Source organism: Spirulina subsalsa PCC 9445, from assembly GCF_000314005.1.
GTDB classification, from domain to species: Bacteria; Cyanobacteriota; Cyanobacteriia; order Cyanobacteriales; family Spirulinaceae; genus Spirulina_A; species Spirulina_A subsalsa.
In genome coordinates, this window is record NZ_JH980292.1 from 4572315 (window position 1) to 4595040 (window position 22726).

12 protein-coding genes are annotated in these 22726 nt (G+C 50.0%); 8 read left to right on the forward strand and 4 right to left on the reverse strand.

Annotation, left to right across the window (positions count from 1 at the left end):
- Positions 1 to 102: 102 nt before the first annotated feature.
- Positions 103 to 3693, reverse strand: coding sequence for a pyruvate:ferredoxin (flavodoxin) oxidoreductase (gene nifJ / locus SPI9445_RS0120900; protein WP_017306739.1), 3591 nt, complete (start codon positions 3691 to 3693; stop codon positions 103 to 105).
- 994 nt (positions 3694 to 4687) lie between these two features.
- Here nifJ and SPI9445_RS0120905 point away from each other — a divergent pair.
- The 3 genes from SPI9445_RS0120905 to thiL all read left to right on the forward strand — a co-directional run bounded on the left by SPI9445_RS0120905 (position 4688) and on the right by thiL (position 8114).
- Complete coding sequence (locus tag SPI9445_RS0120905) at positions 4688 to 5725, forward strand: NAD(P)/FAD-dependent oxidoreductase (RefSeq protein WP_017306740.1); 1038 nt, start codon at positions 4688 to 4690, stop codon at positions 5723 to 5725.
- A gap of 123 nt (positions 5726 to 5848) precedes the next feature.
- Positions 5849 to 6976 carry a peptidylprolyl isomerase gene (locus SPI9445_RS0120910; RefSeq protein WP_017306741.1) on the forward strand — a complete coding sequence of 376 codons (1128 nt, stop codon included), beginning with the start codon at positions 5849 to 5851 and terminating at the stop codon, positions 6974 to 6976.
- Between the two features lie 103 nt (positions 6977 to 7079).
- Positions 7080 to 8114: a thiamine-phosphate kinase gene (thiL, locus tag SPI9445_RS0120915; protein ID WP_017306742.1), complete on the forward strand. Its 1035-nt coding sequence runs from the start codon at positions 7080 to 7082 to the stop codon at positions 8112 to 8114.
- A 2-nt stretch (positions 8115 to 8116) separates the two neighbouring features.
- Here the strand turns inward: thiL and SPI9445_RS0120920 are convergent, their stop codons facing one another.
- A complete protein-coding gene (locus SPI9445_RS0120920) occupies positions 8117 to 8881 on the reverse strand; it encodes a YebC/PmpR family DNA-binding transcriptional regulator (RefSeq protein ID WP_017306743.1) in 765 nt (254 codons plus the stop codon).
- 100 nt (positions 8882 to 8981) lie between these two features.
- Between SPI9445_RS0120920 and SPI9445_RS0120925 the strand changes: the two genes are divergently transcribed.
- Positions 8982 to 11768, forward strand: coding sequence for a UPF0182 family membrane protein (locus SPI9445_RS0120925; RefSeq protein WP_017306744.1), 2787 nt, complete (start codon positions 8982 to 8984; stop codon positions 11766 to 11768).
- A gap of 73 nt (positions 11769 to 11841) precedes the next feature.
- Here the strand turns inward: SPI9445_RS0120925 and sbcD are convergent, their stop codons facing one another.
- Complete coding sequence (gene sbcD / locus SPI9445_RS0120930; RefSeq protein ID WP_017306745.1) at positions 11842 to 13059, reverse strand: exonuclease subunit SbcD; 1218 nt, start codon at positions 13057 to 13059, stop codon at positions 11842 to 11844.
- Between the two features lie 172 nt (positions 13060 to 13231).
- Here sbcD and SPI9445_RS0120935 point away from each other — a divergent pair, with 172 nt between their 5' ends.
- The 3 genes from SPI9445_RS0120935 to SPI9445_RS31745 all read left to right on the forward strand — a co-directional run bounded on the left by SPI9445_RS0120935 (position 13232) and on the right by SPI9445_RS31745 (position 19649).
- Complete coding sequence (locus tag SPI9445_RS0120935; protein ID WP_026079983.1) at positions 13232 to 14020, forward strand: class I SAM-dependent methyltransferase; 789 nt, start codon at positions 13232 to 13234, stop codon at positions 14018 to 14020.
- 239 nt (positions 14021 to 14259) lie between these two features.
- The gene (gene gghA / locus SPI9445_RS0120940; protein WP_017306747.1) at positions 14260 to 16746 is read left to right on the forward strand and encodes a glucosylglycerol hydrolase; all 2487 of its coding nucleotides are present in this window, start codon (positions 14260 to 14262) and stop codon (positions 16744 to 16746) included.
- 182 nt (positions 16747 to 16928) lie between these two features.
- Positions 16929 to 19649 carry a family 10 glycosylhydrolase gene (locus SPI9445_RS31745; protein ID WP_017306748.1) on the forward strand — a complete coding sequence of 907 codons (2721 nt, stop codon included), beginning with the start codon at positions 16929 to 16931 and terminating at the stop codon, positions 19647 to 19649.
- A gap of 46 nt (positions 19650 to 19695) precedes the next feature.
- On the opposite strand, the gene SPI9445_RS30790 is transcribed toward SPI9445_RS31745, so the two are convergent.
- Positions 19696 to 19887, reverse strand: a complete 192-nt coding sequence (locus tag SPI9445_RS30790) for a hypothetical protein (protein WP_164674570.1) — start codon at positions 19885 to 19887, stop codon at positions 19696 to 19698.
- Between the two features lie 456 nt (positions 19888 to 20343).
- Here SPI9445_RS30790 and SPI9445_RS26470 point away from each other — a divergent pair, with 456 nt between their 5' ends.
- On the forward strand, positions 20344 to 22719 hold the full coding sequence (locus SPI9445_RS26470; RefSeq protein ID WP_017306750.1) for a transglycosylase domain-containing protein: 2376 nt from the start codon (positions 20344 to 20346) through the stop codon (positions 22717 to 22719).
- The last annotated feature ends 7 nt before the right edge of the window (positions 22720 to 22726 follow it).

Here is a 22726-nt window from a genome sequence, read left to right on the forward strand (position 1 = left end):
AACAGGGGGCGATTAACCGTTGTGCGATTATGCCCCCCAAGGCTCACCCCTGAACCTAAAATTCAGGGATGAGGGCTGATTCACTCAGGGAGGAAAATCACCTTATTCCTCCGTTGTAACGTGACCGTTTCCGGTTTGACGGGCGGCCAGATATTCGTACATTTGCCAACGTAAGTTAATGTCTTGTTGGGCTTCTTCGAGTAAGCGTTTGGCTTCTTCGGGTTTGGTTTTGGTCAACATTTTGAAGCGGTTTTCGTTGTACATCGAATCTTTAACCGCTTTCTTGGGTGCGCGAGAGTCCAGTTGTAAGGGGTTTTTCCCTTGTTGGGTTAACTCGGGGTTATAGCGATATAACAGCCAGCGACCACTTTCTACAATCTCTTTCTGATGACTCATGGCGGTCTGCATATTGATGCCGTGAGCGATACAGTGAGAGTAGGCAATGATCAGGGAGGGGCCGTCATAGGCTTCGGCTTCCATGAAGACGCGCAGGGTGTGTTCATCCCGTGCGCCCATCGCAACGGAGGCGACGTAAATGTTGCCGTAGGTCATGGCAATCAGGCCGAGGTCTTTTTTGGCGCTGGGTTTCCCGCCTGCCGCAAATTTGGCGACGGCACCGCGAGGGGTGGCTTTGGAGGATTGTCCTCCGGTGTTGGAGTAAACTTCGGTGTCCATGACCAAAACGTTCAGGTTACGGCCACTGGCGAGGACGTGATCTAAACCACCATAGCCAATGTCGTAGGCCCAGCCGTCTCCGCCGATAATCCAGACGGATTTTTTAACGAGATAATCGGCTAAACTGAGCAGTTGTTTGGCTTCTGGGCTGTCTACTCCCTGTAAGCTGGCTTTGAGTTGGGCGACTCGTTCCCGTTGGTCCCAGATGTCGGCTTCGCTGGTTTGGCGGTTGTTGAGGATCTCTTGTACGAGGTTGTCCCCAACGGTGCCGGCGAGTTGGGTCAGGAGTTCGGTGGCAAATTGGGCTTGTTTGTCGATGGAGACGCGGAAGCCCATGCCGAATTCGGCGTTGTCTTCAAAGAGGGAGTTGGACCAGGCGGGGCCGCGTCCGTCGGCGTTTTGTGACCAGGGGGTGGTGGGGAGGTTGCCGCCGTAGATGGAGGAACATCCGGTGGCGTTGGCGATGACCATGCGATCGCCAAATAACTGACTAACCAGTTTTAAGTAGGGGGTTTCTCCACACCCCGCACAGGCCCCGGAGAACTCAAAGAGGGGTTCTTGTAGTTGTTGTTGCTTGATTTGGTTGAGTTTTAGGGTGGTGCGGTTGGGATTGGGCAGACCTAAGAAGTAATCCCAGTTCGCCCGTTCCGTTTCCCGCAGGGGTAGCTGTTCCTCCATATTTAAGGCTTTCAGGGAGGGCTGGGATTTGTTTTTGGCGGGACAAACATCTACACAAATTCCGCACCCGGTACAGTCTTCTGGGGCGACTTGGATAGTGAATTTCTGACCGCTAAAGTCTTTATCCCGGACGGCGGTTGATTTGAAGGTGGCGGGGGCGTTGGCTAGTTGTCCCTCGTCGTAAACTTTGCCGCGAATGACGGCATGGGGACAAACCATGATACATTTACCGCACTGCACACAAACATCGGGATCCCAGGTGGGGATAAATTGGGCGACGTTGCGTTTTTCCCATTGGGAGGTGGCGGTGGGATAGGTGCCATCACAGGGCAGAACACTAACGGGGAGTTCGTCGCCTTCTTTGATTAGCATTTTACCTTCTACGTCGCGCACAAAGTCCGGGGCGTTGTCGGGCATGGCGGGGAGACGGCGGAAGGTGGAGGTTACATCGCCGATGGGCAGTTCAAAGAGGTTGTCTAGGGTGTTGTCTACGGCTTTGAGGTTCATCTCAACAATTTGTTTGCCTTTCTTGCCGTAGGTTTTTTCGATGGCTTTCTTGATTTGTGCGATCGCCTCCTCTTTGGATAACACACCCGCTAAGGCAAAGAAACAGGTTTGCATCACCGTATTAATCCGGCTGCCCATCCCATTATCCCGCGCCACTTTATTGGCATTGATCACATAGACTTTTAACCCTTTGCGCACAATTTGTTCCTGCGCTTCCAAGGGCAAGTTATTCCAGACCTCGTTCACCTCAAAGGGCGTATTTAACAGGAAAGTAGCACCTGGGGCGGCCGCTTTGAGAACGTCGAGTTTTTCTAAAAAGAGCCACTGGTGACACCCGACAAAGTTCGCCTGAGAGATTAAATAGGTGCTACGGATGGGATCCGGCCCGAAACGTAGGTGAGAGACGGTGACCGCCCCGGATTTCTTCGAGTCATAGACAAAATAGCCCTGACAGTAGTTCTCGGTTTCGTCCCCGATAATCTTAATTGAGTTCTTGTTCGCCCCCACAGTCCCATCAGACCCTAAACCGTAGAACATCGCCCGCACCACACTATCCGGTTCTGTGTTGAAGTTGGGGTCATAGACTAGGGAAGTGTGGGTCACATCGTCGTTAATCCCCACGGTGAAATGGTTTTTCGCTTGACCTGCGGTTAAATTATCAAACACCGATTTCACCATTGCCGGGTTGAATTCTTTGGAGGAGAGGCCATAACGTCCCCCCACAATGGTACTAATGTTTTGTACTTTAGCTTTTAAGGCCCCATCCCCACTGAACAGCGCCTCTTGGACAACCGTCAGCACATCTTGATAGAGGGGCTCCCCAGCGGATCCCGGTTCTTTGGTGCGGTCGAGAACCGCGATCGCCTTCACCGTTTCCGGCAGGGCTTCAATGAACTTAATCCCCGCAAACGGACGATATAAACGCACTTTTAGCACGCCTACTTTTTCCCCTTGGGCGACCAAATAATCCACCGTTTCATGGACTGTCTCACAACCCGATCCCATCAACACCACCAGTCGTTCCGCATCCGGTGCGCCGTGATACTCAAACAGTTGATAGTTGCGTCCCGTCAGTTGCCCAAATTGATCCATCGCCTCCTGTACCGCATCGGCACATTTATCATAGAAGGGGTTCACACTTTCCCGCGCTTGGAAATAAACGTCGGGGTTTTGAGCCGTACCGCGTAACACCGGACGATCGGGAGTCAGGGCGCGAGAACGATGTTCAAACACCCGCTCATCATTGATCATCGCCCGTAACACACTGTCCTCTAACAGTTCGATTTTTTGGATTTCGTGGGACGTGCGGAACCCATCAAAGAAGTGAATAAAAGGAATACGACTTTCTAGGGTGGCACTATGGGCAATGAGGGCTAAATCCTGCGCCTCCTGCACCGAAGCGGAACACAAGAAAGCAAAACCCGTCGCCCGGGCGGAGGTCACATCACTATGATCCCCAAAAATCGATAACCCTTGGGCGGCTAAAGACCGTGCGGCAACGTGAATCACACAAGGCGTTAATTCCCCCGCAATTTTGTAGAGGTTGGGGATCATTAACAATAACCCCTGAGAGGCTGTAAATGTCGTGGTGAGGGAGCCCGTTTGTAGTGAACCATGTAGGGTTCCGGCTGCCCCCCCTTCAGCCTGCATTTCCACCACAGAAGGCACTGTTCCCCATAGGTTCGGGCGACCTTCACTCATCCAAGCATCTGCCCATTCCCCCATGGGAGACGCGGGCGTAATGGGATAAATGGCAATCACTTCATTGAGTTGATAGGCAACACGGGCAACGGCTTCATTTCCATCTAGAGGGGCGTAGGTTTTGGTACTCATAATTATCAAGTCTGAATGAACAATAGTGGGCTGTTTCGTGGCAATCTGTGCAAGATTGCAGGTTTGGACTACTCATAAACAGCCCAAAGCGTCTACTTTCGTCACAGCAAATGTCCCCGTTAACGACACAGCAAGCTGGGGGTGTTTTCACCCGTTGCCTCTGGTTCTTTAGGGGTTGAGTCAAAATTTTTGGGTAGTCAAATCCTCCACTTTTGGGCCAACGTTCTGCTGCCTTGGGTCATGATTAGGTTAAGCCATCAATCATCAGGGGTTACTCCTTAAAAGCTGCTCGGAAACACGGGAACCCTAAAAACAGGAGTTAGAAAAACACGCTTAGATGAACACAAGTGATCAAAATGAACGGTTACAGGTTGTCTTATGCGGTCATTCATTGCTATTCTGTTTAGACCTCTTCTCGCTCAGATGGTTTAGTCAGATGGTTGATCGGAATTTGTTGATCAGAATTTAGTGTTTTCGATGCCCCTCCTGTCTGTATCCTCTTCTATCTTCTCACTTCTGTTCCATATCAGGGGATGTGCTTAGTTTTTTTTAAACAAATTCTGTTTTTTTGATGTAATGCAATATTTGTTCTTACAAGGTAATAATTCGCCATGATTAGTAAAGTTTTTCTCAGATTAATTAAATCGTTTATTCTTTGCAGACCAAGGACTCTAGCCTTTTTGGCTCTGCGGTAAACTAGGATACTTTAAGAATATATTTGAATCTTAATATTTCTTGATGTTGTAGCCCATCAAGACGTTAAGCCTGGGAAGTGAACAGAAAATGTAAAGAATTGCCTGCCCAGTTCAAGATATAATAGGATTATGGGTTTTTGTGTCAACTAAAATATTAAAAAAACCTTAAGATAACGAACTTAATTAAACAATTGAAAAGTTTCTAAAATGGGTTTAAGTGCATAGCCTTACCGTGAGTTTACGCGCTAAAAATGGCTCAAAATTAACACACAAACAGAGAATAAGGAATAAAGGATAATATGGAGAATATTCTAGTTATTGGAGCAGGACTAGCGGGATTAACCTGTGCTAAATCCTTGCAAAAGGCCGGACATTCGGTTTTAATTTTGGAAAAATCCCGAGGGGTGGGGGGGAGAGTCGCCACCAAACGGCTTTATAATACTTGCGTGGATCAAGGTTTACCTGCTCTTGAACCCCAAGGGCAATGCACGGATCAACTGCTGGCGGATTTGATGGCGGCTCGTTCTGTGCAGTTGTGGACGGAGACGACCCATCAATGGCAAGGGAATCATAGTTTGCTGCCGCTCTCAATGGGCAAGCAATACAGCTTACCGGATGGGGTGAATGCGATCGCCAAATATCTCGCCCAAGACCTCAACATCCTACGCCAGCAACGGGTTGAGCAGATTCACTATAGGGATAACTCCTGGGAGATCACCTGTCAGATGGCAGAAGGGGAATTAACGGTATACTCCAGTCAGGCCTTAGTCTTAGCGATTCCAGCCCCCCAAGCGATTCCCCTTGTAGCCCCCCTCAAGCTTCCTTCTATCCTCACCCCCCTAGAGTCCATCGAATTTGACCCCACCTTTAGCGTTATGGTGGGATATACCCCAACTCCTCAATGGGAAGCACTGCCTTGGCAAATCCTCACCCTCCCGGAAAGCAGCACCGTGCAGAAAATTTTCTACGACAGTCGCAAGCGCAATCATGGGGAACAGGTGGTTTTCGTCCTGCACAGTCATCCCGACTTTGCCCGTCATTCTCTCGACTCTGACGACATGGAAACCGTCGCCCGAACACTTCTGGAAACCGCTAGGGAAAGGTTAGACTTGCCCTTTGACCAACCCCAATGGCAACAAGTTCACCGTTGGCGCTATGCCCGGCCTTGTAATAATTTAGGTCTGACCTGTCTCTCAACGGCGGACCCCTTGCCGTTGATTTGTTGTGGTGATTGGTGTTTAGGCAACAGTGCAGAGGCAGCGCTGCTTTCGGGCAATGGTGCCGCTCAGTGGCTGAACGCTCAGTTAATTCATTCGCAAGAATCCCCGTCTCTTTAGAGCAGCGAGCGTCAAAGAGTAGGCGCTGTGAGAAGATAGAACAAGGGGAATTGATTCTCTTGTGAATCAATCCACCCTCAACTCAACCAAAAACCAAAATTATTACAGCATTATTTTTTGTGTATGAAACCTTTAAGTAAATTTTGGCAAGATTGGGGTAAACGCTTGCTCACAACAAGTTTAGTGGCTCTTTTACTGTTGCCCCTTTCTATGACATTAAGTGGCGCAGGATGGAATACTAATAGTTTGTCTTCAGGACGTAAAAGCCAACTCGCTCAAGGGGATGCCATTACAGATCCCACGGTCATTTTACGCTATGCCTTGCCCATTGATAATCAAGAAGTGCGACAACTGCAAGGGAGTATTGAGGGGATTTCTACCTCTTTGCGGGCTAAACGTTGGAGTACAGTGACGCGGGATCTTAAGGATGCCGCACTAATCTTAAATTATGGCAAAGACGAGATTCTCGCAGATGTTCCCAGCGATCGCCAAGGAGAAGCTCAGACCCTCCTCGCTCAAGTGACGGAGGATGTGAAGCAACTGCAAGAAGCCGCCGAGAATAAAGATAAACCTGTAGTGTGGGAAGTTCGGCGACGGATTTTAAACGCTTTGACGGATCTTGAGGAATTGATGGTCACAGGATTTCCCTTTACGGTACCTGAAGACTATGCCAATCTACCCCAACTGAAAGGTCGGGCTACAGTGGAGATGGAAACCACTCAAGGGACCCTAACCATTGTTGTAGATGGTTACAATGCTCCGGTCAATGCCGGAAATTTTGTCGATTTAGTCCAACGGGGTTTTTATGACGGTTTAGAGTTCTTCCAACGAGAAGGCTTTGTAGTGCAAACGGGTAATCCTCCGGGGGAAGAAGAGGGATTTATTGACCCCAAAACTGGGGAATATCGAGCGATTCCTATGGAAATTAGAGTACAAGGAGATGATGAGCCGATTTATGGCATTACGTTAGAAGATGCAGGGTTATATTTAGCCCAGCCGGCTTTACCGTTTAATGCTTATGGTGCTTTGGCGTTAGCGCGTCCGAGTGGGGATGCAAATGGGGGATCGTCTCAGGTGTTTTTCTTCCTGTTTGACCGTGAACTGACACCGCCGGGCTATAACTTAATGGATGGTCGTTATTCGGTGTTTGGTTATGTGGTAGAGGGTCAAGATGTATTGTCTAAGCTAACCAATCAAGATCAGGTAATCCACGCTCGGGTGATTCAAGGGGCGGATAATTTGGAGGTCTAGCTGTGGGGTGCTTCAGCATTGCCTATCGTCCAACCCCAATCTTGACCCGTTAAGACCCAAAGTTAGGAATTAAGGGAACAGGGTACGGGGGGGAGTCGGGAAAATGCGGTTGTTTCCAATGAGTTTTATGACGGATTTAGGGCAGTTGGTCGGAGATTTGGGGGAACAGGGTCTGTTGCGAATCGTGCAAAGGTTCTGTTCTAATCCCCTCATTGGCGATGATGGGGCGATTTTGTCGGTTTCCCCCGGTCATTCCCTGGTGGTGACGACAGATTCTTTTGTCGATGGGGTGCATTTTTGCGATCGCACCCTCTCCCCTTTTGATGTAGGTTGGCGAGTGACGGCGGCGAATCTTTCCGATTTAGCGGCGATGGGGGCAAAACCCCTCGGGATTACGGTAAGTTTAACGCTACCCAGTGTTTTACCCTCGGCTTGGGTCAAGGAGCTATATGAGGGCATCAACGCCTGTCTGACTCAATATGATACCCCTCTGATAGGGGGAGATTTATCTAGGGGGTCTTTGGTAACGGTAACGATCACCGCCTTGGGGGAAACCCTGCCCCACCGGGTCATTCGTCGGGATTCTGCCCAAGTGGGGGATGCCATAGTAGTGACGGGCTATCATGGGGGGTCTAAAGCGGGTCTAGAACTGTTGCTGGCGCCTCAATGGGGGGAGCAGTTAACCCCGCGTCAACGCCAGCACCTGATTGAATGTCATCAACACCCCCGCCCCCGTTTAGATGTGTTGCCCCAATTGTGGAAGTTGGACGAAAGCCTACATCTTGCGGGAATGGATAGTAGTGATGGTTTGGGGGATGCGATCGCCCAAATTTGTCGCGCTAGTCAGGTCGGAGCCGTCATCGACTTATCTCGCATCCCCATCCCCGAAGGTTTCGCTCATTGGCTTGACACTGAAACCCTCTGGAATTGGGTCTTTTACGGTGGAGAAGATTTTGAACTGGTTCTCTGTCTGACCCCGACTTTAGCCCAGAGTTTAGTCAAAAATCTAGGCTCACCCGCCGCTATTATTGGCCGGATTACTGTCTCTCCCCACATTCTCTTACAAAATGCCCAAGGGGAAACTTTACCCCAAACTCTAAGTCTGGATCGGGGTTTTCAACATTATGCCCTCGATTAAGCTCAAGAAACCATCGCTAAACACTCCTCGTTTAACTCAAAATTCGCCGTCACATTCTGCACATCATCCAAAGATTCTAAAGCGTCCATTAATTTAAGCAGCGATCGCATTTGTTCAGGATCCGTCACCTCTACCGTAGTATTGGGAATCCAGCGTAACTCAACCTCCTTCACCGGAAAATCCTGCTCTTGTAAGGTTTTTTGCAGAGATTCCAAATCACTCACCGGACTATAAACCTCCGCCCCCGGATTCTGGGGATCATCACTTAACTCGTAACTATCCGCCCCCCCTTCCAGAGCAATCTCCAATAGCTGATCCTCGTTAATTTCCCCCTCTAACGTCACAACCCCTTTTTGCTCAAACATCCAACTCACGCAGCCCGTCTCCCCCAAATTGCCGCCATTTTTACTAAACGCCGCCCGCAAATCCGCCGCCGTGCGGTTGCGATTATCGGTAAAGGCTTCAATCAGGATAGCCACACCCCCCACCCCATAGCCCTCATAGCGAATTTCCTCATAACTCGCGTCATCACTGCTATAGGTTCCGGCACCTTTGGCGATCGCACGGTCAATATTATCATTGGGAATCCCCGCCGCCTTCGCCTTCTCAATGGCCGTCCGCAATTGAAAATTCCCCGCCGGATCCGGAATCCCATGACGTGCGGCCACAATAATAGCACGGGAAAGTTGCGTAAACGTTTTCCCCTTTTTCGCGTCCACTCGTGCCTTTTGTCGCTTAATATTTGCCCACTTACTATGACCCGCCACGCTTCCTTTAACCCTCCTATTGGTTATTCTGTCAATTGTCTAACGGCAAAGATAGCAAGTTTTCCCGCTTTTTGGGAAGTGCTAGAATAGTCCCAACACCATGGGGAGACAAAAAATTGTGACCCAACCCAGCAACTCACCCCGACTGAATCCTAGACAGGGCAACCGAATCTATTGGCTGATCATTGGAGTCACCATAGCCCTTTTCATCGTCCTGTTCAGCATTAGCCCCTTAATCCATCTATTAACTGAATCCTGGTGGTTTACAGAAGTGGGATTTTCCCAAGTCTTTTGGCTCCGTTTTTGGGGCCAATCCCTCTCTTGGTTGATGGTCTTCCTCCTCACAGTGGGCTTCTGGTGGGCAAACTACCGCTACGCCATGTTTCTCACCCGTTACAGTCGCTTTCAGTTTGTCCCCCCCGGCGGATCCCCCAACCTCATCAACTACACCGTCAATCTGAGCGCACTCGTGGCCATTGGGGTGATTGCCTTGGGTGTGGCGGGTTTTAACTCCGAAGCCTGGTTAACCATTTTAAAAGCCATCCATGCCACCCCCTTTAATCAGACCGATCCTCTGTATCAAAAGGATGTCAGCTTTTATTTCTTCCAACTTCCCCTTTACGAAGGCCTGAGAAATTTGTGCTTTACCCTGATTGTGGGGGCCTTAGCCATTTCTATTCCCGTCTATGTATTGAAAGGGAGTCTAGATATGGGGCGCGGCCTGCAAAATTTAGTCGTCGGTCCGGTGAAAACCCATCTCATGCTATTGTTGGCAGCATTGATCTTGTTAGTAGCCGCCGGGACTTGGTTAGACCGTTTCCAACTCCTTTACTCCCCCAGTGGGGTAGTATTTGGGGCAGGTTATACCGACACCCATAGTCGCCTGTTGGGGTTGAATATTATGGCAGGGGTGGGGGTTTTGGTAGCGGGTGCGATCGCCTTCCTCGCCTTCCGCAACGGCTTACTCTGGATGAGTCTAAGCCTTGGGGGCTATCTTCTCCTCGCCCTCATCTTCCAAGGCCTCATCCCCAGCTTTGAGCAACAATTTAGCGTAACCCCCAACGAACTCACCCGCGAAAGACCCTATATTGAGCATAATCTCACCTTTACCCGCCACGCCTACGGATTAGATGACATTGCCACCATCCCCTACCCCGTCGAGGATAACCTCACCCGCCAAGACCTAGAAACCAACGAAGCCACCATTCGCAACATTCGCCTCTGGGACTATCGCCCCATCCTCAGCACCTATCGCCAACTGCAAGAAATCCGCCTCTACTACCGTTTTAACGATGTCGATGTTGACCGCTACACCCTCAATGGAAACTATCGGCAAGTCATGTTATCCGGGCGAGAATTAGCCTATCGTCAAGTCCCGGAACGGGCGCAAACTTGGGTCAACGAGCGGTTAAAATACACCCACGGTTACGGTGCCGTCATGAGTCCCGTTAATCAAGTCACCCCCCAAGGACTCCCCCACTTCTTCATTAAAGATATTCCCCCCGTTTCAGAAGTCGATATCCCCCTAGACCAGCCCCGTATCTACTACGGAGAAGAGACACAGCACTACATCTTTACCGGGATGGGAACCGATGAATTTGACTATCCCTTGGGCAATGATAACGCCGCCTATCGTTACACAGGCAAGGGAGGAGTTCCCCTCAAGAGTTGGTGGCACCGTTTAGCCTATGCCTTAGACTTTAATAACCTGAAAACCCTCATTTCCGGGTACTTTACCCCAGACTCCCGCATTCTCTACCATCGGGAAATTACCGACCGCGTGGGACGGATTGCCCCCTTCCTGACCCTTGACCACGACCCCTATTTGGTCTTGCGGGAGGGACGGATGCAGTGGGTGATTGATGCTTATACAATGGGCGATCGCTACCCCTACTCAGAACCCCTCTATCGCCTACAACGCTTTGGCCTCAATCCCGTACAACGCAAGGGCATGATCCGGGGGTTTAACTATATGCGCAACTCTGTAAAAGTCCTCGTTGATGCCTATGATGGCACCGTGCAGTTTTTCGCCGTCGATGAACAAGATCCCCTCCTCGCCACCTATCGCCAAATTTTCCCCGATTTATTCATTAATCAGTTAGAAGTCCCCGACGATTTACGCTCTCATTTCCGCTATCCCTTAGACTTGTTTTTCATGCAGGCGCAAATGTACTTGGTCTATCACATGACCAATCCCGAAGTTTTCTACAATCAAGAGGATCTCTGGCGCTTTCCCATTCAACAGTATGAAGGGAAAGAAGAAGTCATGCAGCCCTATTATTTAATCATGCGCCTGCCCGATTCTGAGCAAGAGGAATTTCTCCTAGTCTTACCCTTCACCCCCGGCAATCGAGATAATATGATTGCTTGGATGGCCACCCGTTGCGATGGGGAAAACTACGGTTCTTCCCTCTTGTATGAATTTCCTAAACAAGAATTAGTCTATGGCCCCCGACAAATCGAAGCCAGAATTGATCAAGATCCCGTGATTTCCCCTCAATTAACCCTGTGGAGTCAGGAAGGGTCTAGAGTCATTCGCGGGGATTTATTTATTATCCCCATTGAACAATCTTTATTGTACGTTGAGCCTGTTTTTTTACGCTCTGAACAGGGCGGACTCCCGGAACTCAAGCGGGTGATTGTGGTTTTTGGGGAAAAAATTGTTATGGAAGAAACCTTAGAACAAGCTTTAAATGCTGTCTTTGGAGTGACACCCGTTTCTACCCCTGCACCCACCCCCGTAGATTCCACCCTTGACCCCGATTTAGCCCGTCAAGCCCTCGAAACCTACCAACAGGCACAGGATGCCCTCCGCAATGGCAACTGGGCGGAATATGGCCGTTTACACAGTGAGTTAGAGCAGCTTTTATTGCGGTTGAATCAGTAGGGATGGGGGAAGAGGGAATAAGCAATAATTATCAACTCCCTCTCTCCCGACTCTCGGACTTTTTTAGCAAACCCTAACAATTCAACAAACTATGAGCCGCTTCTAACATAGCCTCAGAAATGTCTCGTAGGTCTTCCCGATTATCTAGATAAGCTTGTAAAGCATCTAAAGGGTCTAAAGAGCGATTAACGGCTAATTCCGGAAGACGAGGACGGGCTAATTGACTGACTAACTCAGGACGAATGGTAAAAGAATGAGCCGTTTGTAACGCCTCTTGCAACGCTCCGGTTTCAATGAGGTCTAACTGTTCAGAACGTAACTTGTAAATCAAACGCACTACAGCATCTTGAATAGCGCGTTTTTGGATAGCCTTTAAGATAACAGCTTGGGGATCTTCTTCTTCTGTAACGTCTACTTCAATTGTGCAGAAATCTCGGGCAGGGACAGGATGAAACTCCCAACGAACTGCTCTCTTTTTTACCTCAACGAAAACATAGCCTTTTTGTTCTTTTTCTTCACTGAAATCCACTCGCTCAATACTGCCCGGATACACAATAGGAGGGTCATTATTCGGGTTAAGATTTTGATGTTTATGAACATGACCTAATGCGACATACTCCCATTCTGGGCGAATTAATAAAGAAACGGGAATCGTGAAGCCTTTGCCCACGGCTAAAAAGCGTTCTGCTCCTAAATTAGCCCGATCAGCCATTAAATGGGCTAATAAAACTGTAGGAATATCTGGATCTAAACGGCGAATTTCTCCCTCTAAAGCAGGTTGTAACCGTTCAATTAATAAATCGTTGACTTCTGCTACTGATAAACCTTCGGTGTCAGGGCGAGTTAATAGAGTCGAGTGGGTTAACCAAGGAAGAGTAATGACTTGAATCTTGCCTGATTTTGTCTGGATACAATGGGTATCTAATTTATCCCCTACAATAAATCTCGGTACCCCTAAAGTGCGATAAATACATAAACTCGCCCCGCCATTTCCCTGGGAATGTTGATCATGATTGCCTACTAATAAAACCGTGGGAATATCGGCATCTACTAAACGGCGAAATTGACTAGCAAAAGCTTCTTGAACATAAGGGGGCGGCGTAGCATCCGGGAAAGCATCACCCCCAAATAATACCAGATCAACTGGATTGTTAATCGCGTGATCAATACAACAGCTTAAGGTATGAATAAAGTCTTCTAAACGGCTATTAATGCCCGTTTCTGGATTAATGCGACCGTGGGAAAAACTACTCCCCATGTGAATATCAGAAAGATGGAGAATTTTAATCATGATTCAGGCGGTGTGTCTCAGAGGCAGGTGATATAGTAATCCTATTATAGAGCAATCCTAAAGGGGTTGTGGTCGGGTAAATTGATGAATTCCCTCTAGGATAGGGGTTAATGTTGCCTAAATATTACAATTTGAATCTATTAATGCTTGAACTTAATTGATAATAGCCATGATAACCAAGGATCATAATTACTATATCTATAGTCGTGAAGAAATTGTCCAGTATTACGCTCAATTAAATCAACTCCAACCCGCAGAAAGGGCAATCCTCCAACAGTTACAAGGTAAACTCTCGGGGATGAAAATGTTAGATATAGGGGTAGGAGGAGGACGCACAACGGCTCATTTTGCTCCGCGAGTAGGGAGTTATTTAGGTATTGATTACGCTCCAGAGATGATTGCTTCTTGTCAAGCCCGATTCGCTAATTCTGAGCAAGATTTAAAGTTTTTACTCTGTGACGCTCGACAGATGGATTGTTTTGTTGAGAATAGTTTTGATTTTATTTTATTTAGTTTTAATGGCATTGATTATATGTCTCACGCAGAACGTTTACAGGTTTTAGAACAAGTCAGTCGTGTGGGAAAATCAGGAGGTTATTTCTGTTTTTCTAGCCACAATTTACAAGGGATTGAGCAGGGTTTGCAAGGGAAAAACCAATGGAGTTGGAATCCTATCACAACCTATGCAAATTGGGTAATGTGGGGGGTATTTCGTCTGTTTAATCTCTCGGTTCAGTTTGCCACAATTGCCGATAGTCCTTATTTAATTCTGCGGGATGAGTCTCATAATTTTCGCTTAAAAACCTATTATATTCGCCCTCAAGCCCAGCTTGAACAGTTAGAACCTCATTTTGAGGATATCCAGATTTATGGCTGGAATCAGGAGGAAAGAATTCAGGATGAGTCGGATTTGTTAGGGAATGGTGCTTTTTGGCTTTATTATTTGTGCCGGATTCCTTAATACAGTCCATTGTGAGTGATTAGTAGTTATCAACTATTAACTATTAATCTTTACTTATTAATTTTAAAGGGGAAAGACAGGGGGCAAGTGGTAGCAGAAGATACAGTATACCGGGGTCAATACGGAGGAAAGGCGATTAGAACATGGCTCAGGATGACTGGAGCGTTTGGCCTCACGGAAGAACCTGCTAGACTGGATAGGACAAAAATGTTACTGAACCGTTACAAAGAGACTGAATCGTGCTATTGCAAACAAAACCTTCGGTGCAACTGGTTGAAACCGAAACTCACAAACTGATTGACTGGGTAAATCAAGTTGAACATTCCGAGCAAACTATTTTTGAGCGGGCCCAGATGTTGGCGACTAAACTGGGCGCTCATTACCGCCCCGATGGACTGGTAGAAATTGGCTTTTGGACTCCCTTACTCATTGCGCAGGTGATGCGTAAGATGGAGATTTATCTAGAAGTTTTAACGCCGATTGATGACATTGATCTGCGGGCAACTGAACAGATTGTTCATTTTCGGCGCGATCGCATTAACCTCATCCAACAAGGAGAATTTCACTGGGGCGTTGTCGAAGGGATGAATCCCGGTAGTCGTGACCAAATTGGCTCCTTTTATTGGTTACGCTACATCGACCAAAACGACCAATTACAAGCCATTCGGGACCCTCTGGCCTATTCCCTGCCCTACGGAGTCTTTGCCCCGGCCGAACTCTACGATATGGAACGTTTACAAAACGAACGGCAGGATTTAGATTATATTCGTCGCACCAGTGCCTCAGCCCTCCCGGATAAGGAGCAACTGGCCTTAGCGAAAGCTACCCCCCGCATTCCCCGGATACGCGCCCCCCACAATATCCTACAACTCCACATCGGCACAGCTTCAGCCGAGGGAACAATGGAAGGATTGACCCAAATTTATCAGACCATTTCCGACAAAATAACGGCGGGTGTTCCCCTCACCCCGGCTGAGGAAAACTATATTGGTTATGATGCGGTGCAGTTTCTGCCCACAGAACCGACTATTGAATATCGGGATGAATACAGTCCCGAAAGTGAGTTTTTCTCCTTTATGGGGGCTAAAGATGACATCCTCACCATTGAGTTAACCAAACCCCACACCCAAGACTGGGGCTATGATGTGCCGATTTTAGGCTCTAGTACGACCAATCCCGCACTTTTAGGCAGTTTACGGCCTGATGAGGTGATTGATCTCATCTCCACCCTGCATAATTTCGCCACTGGACCGATTCAAGTTATTTATGATTTAGTCTATGGTCACGCCGATAACCAATCGGAATTATTACTCTCCCGTCAATTCCTAAAAGGGCCGAATATGTACGGTCAGGATTTGAACCATCAATTCCCTATGGTACGGTCAATTTTTCTCGAAATGCAGCGTCGAAAAATTAACACAGGAGCCGATGGAATTCGAGTCGATGGCGGCCAAGATTTCCGCTTTTTTAATCCCCTCACCGGACGGGTAGAATATGATGATGCTTACCTGTTGGCGATGAGTGATTTAGTCCAAGAAATTGAGGGCTGTCAACGGTTATTATTTACCATTTATGAGGATGGTCGTCCTTGGCCTCAAGAGGGATGGGAGGAGATTTCCACCTATCGAGAGTTGATTGAGCTTAAGCCGGATTCTTACCAGTGGGGGCCGCTCATTTTTGCCCACAATACCCCTACTTTAAAAGGGTTTTGGGAGCGTAAATGGCGCAGAGTGTGTGAGGTGATTTATCAAGGGGAAAATTGGATTACAGGCTGCGCTAATCATGACACAGTACGGCGGGGCAATCAAGTAGACCCAGAGGCAGATATTAACTGGAACTTGGGGCATAATTTAGCCCAAGTGTTGCGCAATGCCTATGATAATCATGCCGTGACCTTGTGGGTCTATGGCTTTAGTCCGGGCTTACCGATGGATTTTATTAATGCCACCATGCACGCGCCTTGGATGTTTTTCCGCAATACGGATGAACGGTATGGGGTGAAAGTAGTTTCGGAAGAAATTGGCTTTTTAGATTGGCAGATTACCCCCGAAATTTATCAAAAAAGAAATCATTTTACCCGTTTGAAACATTTAGGGTTTAAACGGCTGGATGATGTGCGGGAGTTTGGCAAAGCGTTGCAAACTATTATGGAACAAAAAGATTACAACATTTCTGAGGTTGTGAAAGCCGTTCGTTTATGTATGGAGGGGCAGGAAGAAGCTTGCGAAATCCCCAAAATTAAAGCACTCAATCGTTCAGGAATGTTGCGTTTTTTGGGCAAATTAGATTTAGACCGTTTAAAGTCTTTTGCTCGTCTATTTATGGAAGATTGTTATGAGATTTGTAACGTCTCCCATTATAGTTACCATCTGAAGCCAGAACAGACCCAATTTAACCTGAGTTTGCGCAATTTCCGCCATCAACATCCGTGGTTGCGGCGCAATTTGGCAGGGATGGATCAGTTTAATAAACACAGTGAAGAAAATGCCACGGTGTTTTATGGGGTGCGGAGTAATCCCGAACAAATTGAGGATTCTGTCCTGATGGTTGCCCACATGGGTGGAGATCCGGTAACAGTGGAATTGGAGGAATGGTTACAAGTGGATATGAGCCAGTGGGAAATAGCGATCGCCTCCCCCGGTCTTCAGATTAAAAACCTGAAAAAGTTCAAACTTAAGGACTCTCAAGGGGTTTTATTCCGACTATCGCCCCAGATGAGCGCTTAAACTCGTGAAGTTTGGGATTATCATTGGCTCAAATAATCCCGATTCACAGCCCGCTAGATGCTTTAAGCTAGAGAAATCGACAGATACACAGGAGTGAGTGCGCTTTGAGTCTTGGTTTTCGTGCAGAACAACCCGTTTCTTCCTCTGGAGTTCCTATCCAGACCCCTAAGACAGGTTCTCAGATGAGCCGCGTTCTTTTAACAACAGCGATCGCCCTAGGATGGGTCATGCCCCTAGAAGCCTTAGCCCAAGGGCAACGCATCGCCGTTGTGAGAAGTCCAGAAAATGTCAGACAATGGCCCGGTATTACCCAACGTCTGCAACAAGTCGGTGTGGATTATTGTGTCTTAGACCTCTCGGAAGTCCAAGGGGGGGCAACTCTGCAACAATTGGGGGTGTTGGTGTTACCCAATCTGGAAACCCTGACGGGCTCCCAAGTCACCACCCTAGATCGTTGGGTGAGAGAGGGGGGGAAAGTCATAGTCACTGGGCCCACAGGCAGCTTATCTCAGCCCGAAGTGCGATCGCAACTCCGCGCCCTCCTCGGGGCCTACTGGGGTTTCCCCCTCACCAGTCCCTCCACCCTACAACTAAATCCCATCGCCCAAACCGCTTGGCGCAGTGCTGACCCCCTCTCTAGCACCCTACGAGGTGGTGTGATTATCCCCACCAATCGAAACAGTCAAACCGTCGCCGTGTGGCAAGCCGACGGCACCCCCCCCGCCGTCGTCGCTACCGGAGACGTAACCTTTTTCGGGTGGCGTTGGGGCAGTGATGAAGTGGCCAGCGTAGACCTTGATAGTGCTTGGTTACAGGCCGCCCTCCAACGTTATGGCACCACCCCCGCCCCCAGTGCCTTCACCGCCCAATCCTGCACCGGAGGACGGGGCGCCGCCCAACTTCCCCCCTCCCCAGACCTAACCACCCCCACAGCCGGACGACCCACCACAGAACGCCCCACCCTGGCCCAAAGCAGCAGCAGTCGTCCCTCAGCCACTCGTCCCTCAACCACAACCGCCGCCCCACCCCCGGTTCCCATTCCTCCCCCCACCCAAACCGCCCAGAACCTCCCAGAGGACGACGACGCGCCCTTTACCCCCCCACCCCGTCGATTTGACCCCAACCGACCCGGCACCCTTGCCCCCGCCGAAATTCGGGCAATGCAGGCCGATTTAGAACGGTTAGTGGGACGGTATGAAAGCGCCCAACTGAGCGCCCAAGCCAGCCAAAGCGACCTAAACGGCACCCTAGACCAAGCCATTGAACAATCCTTAAACGGTCGCGCCAATACTCGGCTAGCCTCGACTCAAGTCGCCGCCGCCCCGATGAGTAATGCCCGTCAAGGCTTAACCAACTTCCAGAATTATGTCGCCCAAAGCGACTATAACCAAGCGCGGGAACAGTGGCGACTGACTCAAGGCTATGTGTGGGATAATTACCCCATCTCCGGCGTAGTCCAAACCCCTGAAACCCGCGCCATGTGGTTAGATCGGGGTAGTATCGTCCGAGCCGGTTCTGAGGCGGGTTTAGCCCGCATCTTTGACCGTCTGGCCAATGCTGGGATTAATACCGTATTTTTTGAAACCCTCAACGCCAGTTATCCCATTTATCCCAGCAGCGTTGCTCCAGAACAAAACCCCCTCACTCAAGGCTGGGATCCCCTAGCCTCAGCCGTGAAACTCGCCCATGAACGGGGGATGGAACTTCATGCTTGGGTCTGGATTTTTGCCGCGGCCAACCAACGCCATAATGTCCTACTACGCCAACCCAACGAGTACCTCGGCCCGGTGTTAACTCGTAATCCTCAGTGGGCGAGTTTGGATAGACAGGGGAATGTTTTTAAGCCCAATACCCGCAAAGCCTTTTTTGACCCGGCTAATCCAGAAGTCCGGGCTTATTTACTCTCCCTGATTGATGAAATTGCCACGAAATACGAGGTCGATGGCATCCATTTAGACTATATTCGCTATCCCTTCCAAGATCCGAGGGTCGGCCAAACTCATGGTTACGGTATGGCAGGACGGGCGCGCTTCCGCCAATTAACCGGGGTAGATCCGGCCACCCTCACCCCCAATCATCCCCTCTGGGGTCAATGGACGCAGTTCCGCATCCAACAGGTGGATCAGTTTGTGGCGGAAACCTCCGAGTTGTTGAAACGCAAACATCCTCGGATTATCCTCTCCGGGGCAGTGTTCCCCTTACCCACTCAGGAACGCCTGTCTCGCTTACAACAAAACTGGGAGGGCTGGATTCAACAGGGACAGATTGATTTATTAGTTCCCATGACCTATGCTCGGGATACGGACAGCTTTGAACAGTTGACCGAGTCCTTATTTAATCGGGGGATGACGGGGGCGACGCTGTTTTTACCGGGGATTCGGCTGTTGGGTTTACCTACGATGGTGACGGTAGACCAAATGCAGCACACTCGCAATTCTCCCACGGGGGGGTATGCCTTGTTTGCGGCACAGAATTTGAGCCTGAATTTGCAGCAGGTTTTGAATCGCAGTCAGGGTTCATTAGGACGCGGCCGCCCTCCGGCTTTAATCCCCCATCGTTCGCCCTTTAAAGCGGCTCAGGGGCGTTATGAGGCCTTACAACGGGAATGGCAGTTTTTAGTCACTCAGAACCGTTTACCGATGGAAGAACGGCAGATGCGGGAATGGGGGCGACAATCGGCGGCTGTTGCGATCGCCCTCGAAGAATTAGCCGCCCGTCCTTCCGCCCCCAACTTGAATCGCGCTCGTTCTGAACTGACCACTTTTCAGCGTCAATTCGGCTCTTGGATGGGACAATATGCTCAACAATCCCCCTATCAAGTCCAAGCTTGGCAAAATCGCTTAGTGGGTATTGATGTTTTATTACGCTATGGTGAGCAAGTGGAATTGAGACGAGAACGTTAGGGGGAATAGGGAAGAGGGGGAGAGGGGGAGAGGGGGAGAGGAGGCATTAAGACTTATTACCGATTCCCGACTCCCGACTCCCCATTCCCGACACCCTAGGGCGCAAGCATTGCGCCCCTACACCAATTCCCGACTCCCAATTCCTGACACCCGACACCCGACACCCGACACCCGACTCCCAATTCCCGACTCCCAATTCCTGACACCCGACACCCGACACCCGACACCCGACTCCCAATCCCCCTCCCCCCTTTTCCTACTGAGGATTTGAGCCGTTCCCATCCAGAGAGAACCCCATTTTTTTGTCAAAAAAAATAAAACGAGAACGTGCAAAATCCGGAAGAAGGTCATACAATGAGCAAAAATTAGCTACTGGCTGAATTAAAATTCAGTCCGTATCATGTTTGTGGTTGTGTGGCGTAGCTGAGGAGTTGGCGTGTCAAAGTTCATCCAAAAGCCGAAAGGTCAAGTCAATTCATTACAGAATGGCTCCAGTTCAATCGGGATGCCCCCCTTGTCTGTTCCACCTAAGACGGGGAAATCTAAGGTTGGCAAATCTGTGGCTGGACAAGCTCAGGAACAAAAATCGACCTCTACTGTTTCTGTGCCATCTCCAGTGACGACCTCAACTCAAGGCAAAGACCCAACGTCTCAGTCCTCAGCACCCTCGGGAGATCAGGATTCTTCTAGGGGGATGAGAAAACAACTCACAACCTTAGCTCGTCGTCCTTGGCTGTGGGGTGCAGCCGTCGCTGCATTAGGTTTAGGAGGGGCGACAGCCTACGGTTATCAAGTTTGGACAACTGTTGAAAGTCTCTTACCGGAATCGGTAGACCGGGTGCTGACCTATTCCCGCGAAGAAACCATTACCGTTAAAGCCTCAGATGGGACTGTATTACAGGAAATTGGACCCGTTACCCACGAAAAACTGACCATTTCCGAAATTCCGAACTTAGTCGTTCAGGCCTTTATTGCCAGTGAAGATCGACGGTTTTTAGAACATGATGGCGTTGACCCCCAAGGCATCTTACGGGCAAGTTTAGCTAACTTACGCGCCGGACGAGTGGTAGAAGGGGGGAGTACCATCACTCAACAACTCAGTCGCATTGTCTTTTTGAGTCAAGATCGAGACATGACGCGCAAACTCAAAGAAATGCGCATCGCCCAAAAAGTTGAGGACGAGTTCAACAAAGAACAAATTTTAGAACGATATCTCAATCTGGTGTATTTAGGCTCCGGTGCCTATGGAGTCGCCGATGCTGCTTGGGTTTATTTTGGCAAAACCGTTAAGGAATTAACCCTCGAAGAAGTCGCCACCCTCGCCGGGATTACCCCCGCCCCCAGTCGTTATTCCCCCATTCAAAACCCCGAAGTGGCCACCCGTCAGCGTAACCGAGTGTTAGAGCGGATGCGGGATGCCGGATTTATTAGTGCAGGACAAGCCGCGATCGCCATTTCCTCCCCCTTAAATCTCAACCCCCAAGAACCGAAACGCTTATACCGTAAAGTCCCCTACTTCACCGACCACATTCAAGAAGAACTGAGAACCATCCTCACCCCCGAACAAATGGTCAAAGGGGGTTTAGTCGTAGAAACAACCATTAATATGGAATGGCAACAGGCCGCCGAAGATGCCGTAGCCAAAGCAGTCGCCCGTCACGGAGACGCTCAACGCTTCTCCCAGGCCTCCCTTGTGGCCGTTGACCCCAAAACCGGAGCCATTCGCGCCATGGTGGGGGGGAAAGACTATTTCAACAAAGACGAAAACGGGGAATTTAACCGAGTCACCCAAGCCAAACGTCAGCCCGGGTCAGCCTTTAAGCCCTTTGTCTATGCGGCGGCGATCGCATCGGGAACATCCCCCTACAAAACTATCCTCGACGCGCCCTATGTGGTCGATGGCTACGAACCCAAAAACTACAACGACACCTATCGGGACTACATCAACCTACAACAAGCCCTCGCCCAATCCGCCAACGTTCCCGCCGTTCGTCTGTTAGTTGATGTTGGCTGGAATCCCGTGATTCAAATTGCCCAAAACATGGGCATTCAATCCGAACTCAAACCCACCTACTCCCTCGCCTTGGGAGCATCCGAAGTCACCCTCTTAGAACTCACCAGCGCCTATGGAGCCTTTGCCAACGAAGGGCAACATCATAAAGCTCACGGCATCAGTCGCATTCTGAACCAAGAAGGCGAAGTCATCTATCAAGCCAAAGACGAAGCGGAAAAAGCCCTAGACCCAGATTCCGCCAATATCATGAACTGGATGTTACAGTCTGTCGTGACCCAAGGCACGGGTAGCCCCGCCCGTCTCAGTGACCGTCAAGTTGCCGGGAAAACCGGAACTTCTGACGAGTACCGCGACCTGTGGTTTGTTGGTTATATCCCCCAACTCACCGCCGGAGTTTGGCTCGGCAATGATAACAACGAACCCACCCGAGGTTCCAGTGGAACGGCGGCGGCCGTGTGGCAGGACTTCATGGCACGAGTGACCGAAACCGTCCCCCCAGAAGAATTCCCCGACCGACCTCAACAACTGAGCGGTCGCACCGCCTTTATCGAGGCCGAACCCCTGAAACCCAAACAGAGTTTCTATCGCCGAGTGCCTGTGGCGCAACAACAGCCCACCCGTCAAGCCGCCCCGCGTCAAACCAGAACCGCCACCCAAAGAACTCCCCAGCGTCGAGCAGCGACTCCGGCGGCAGCACCCAGTCGTTCCGCACCGGCTCAACAACCCGCCCGGCGACAAGCCGCCAGCCCCCCGCCTCGTCCCGCGCAGCCCGCCCGGCAGCAGCCCGCCCCCCAACGGACTCGCACTCAAACCACTTCCCCAGCCCCCCAACGGAGTACCGCGCCCGCTCGTCAGTCGGCTCCGGCCCCCGCTCGTCAGGCTGCCCCGGCCCCCGCTCGTCAGGCCGCCCCACCCCGCCCCGCTCCAGCTGCCCCGGCTCCGGCTCAAGCACCCGCCCAACCTCAAACCCCCCGCTTGAACAAACCCGCTCCGGCTGCTGCTCCAGCCCCGGCTGCTGCTCCGGCTCTGGAATTGTATAAACCGCCCAAAGAATAAACGGGTT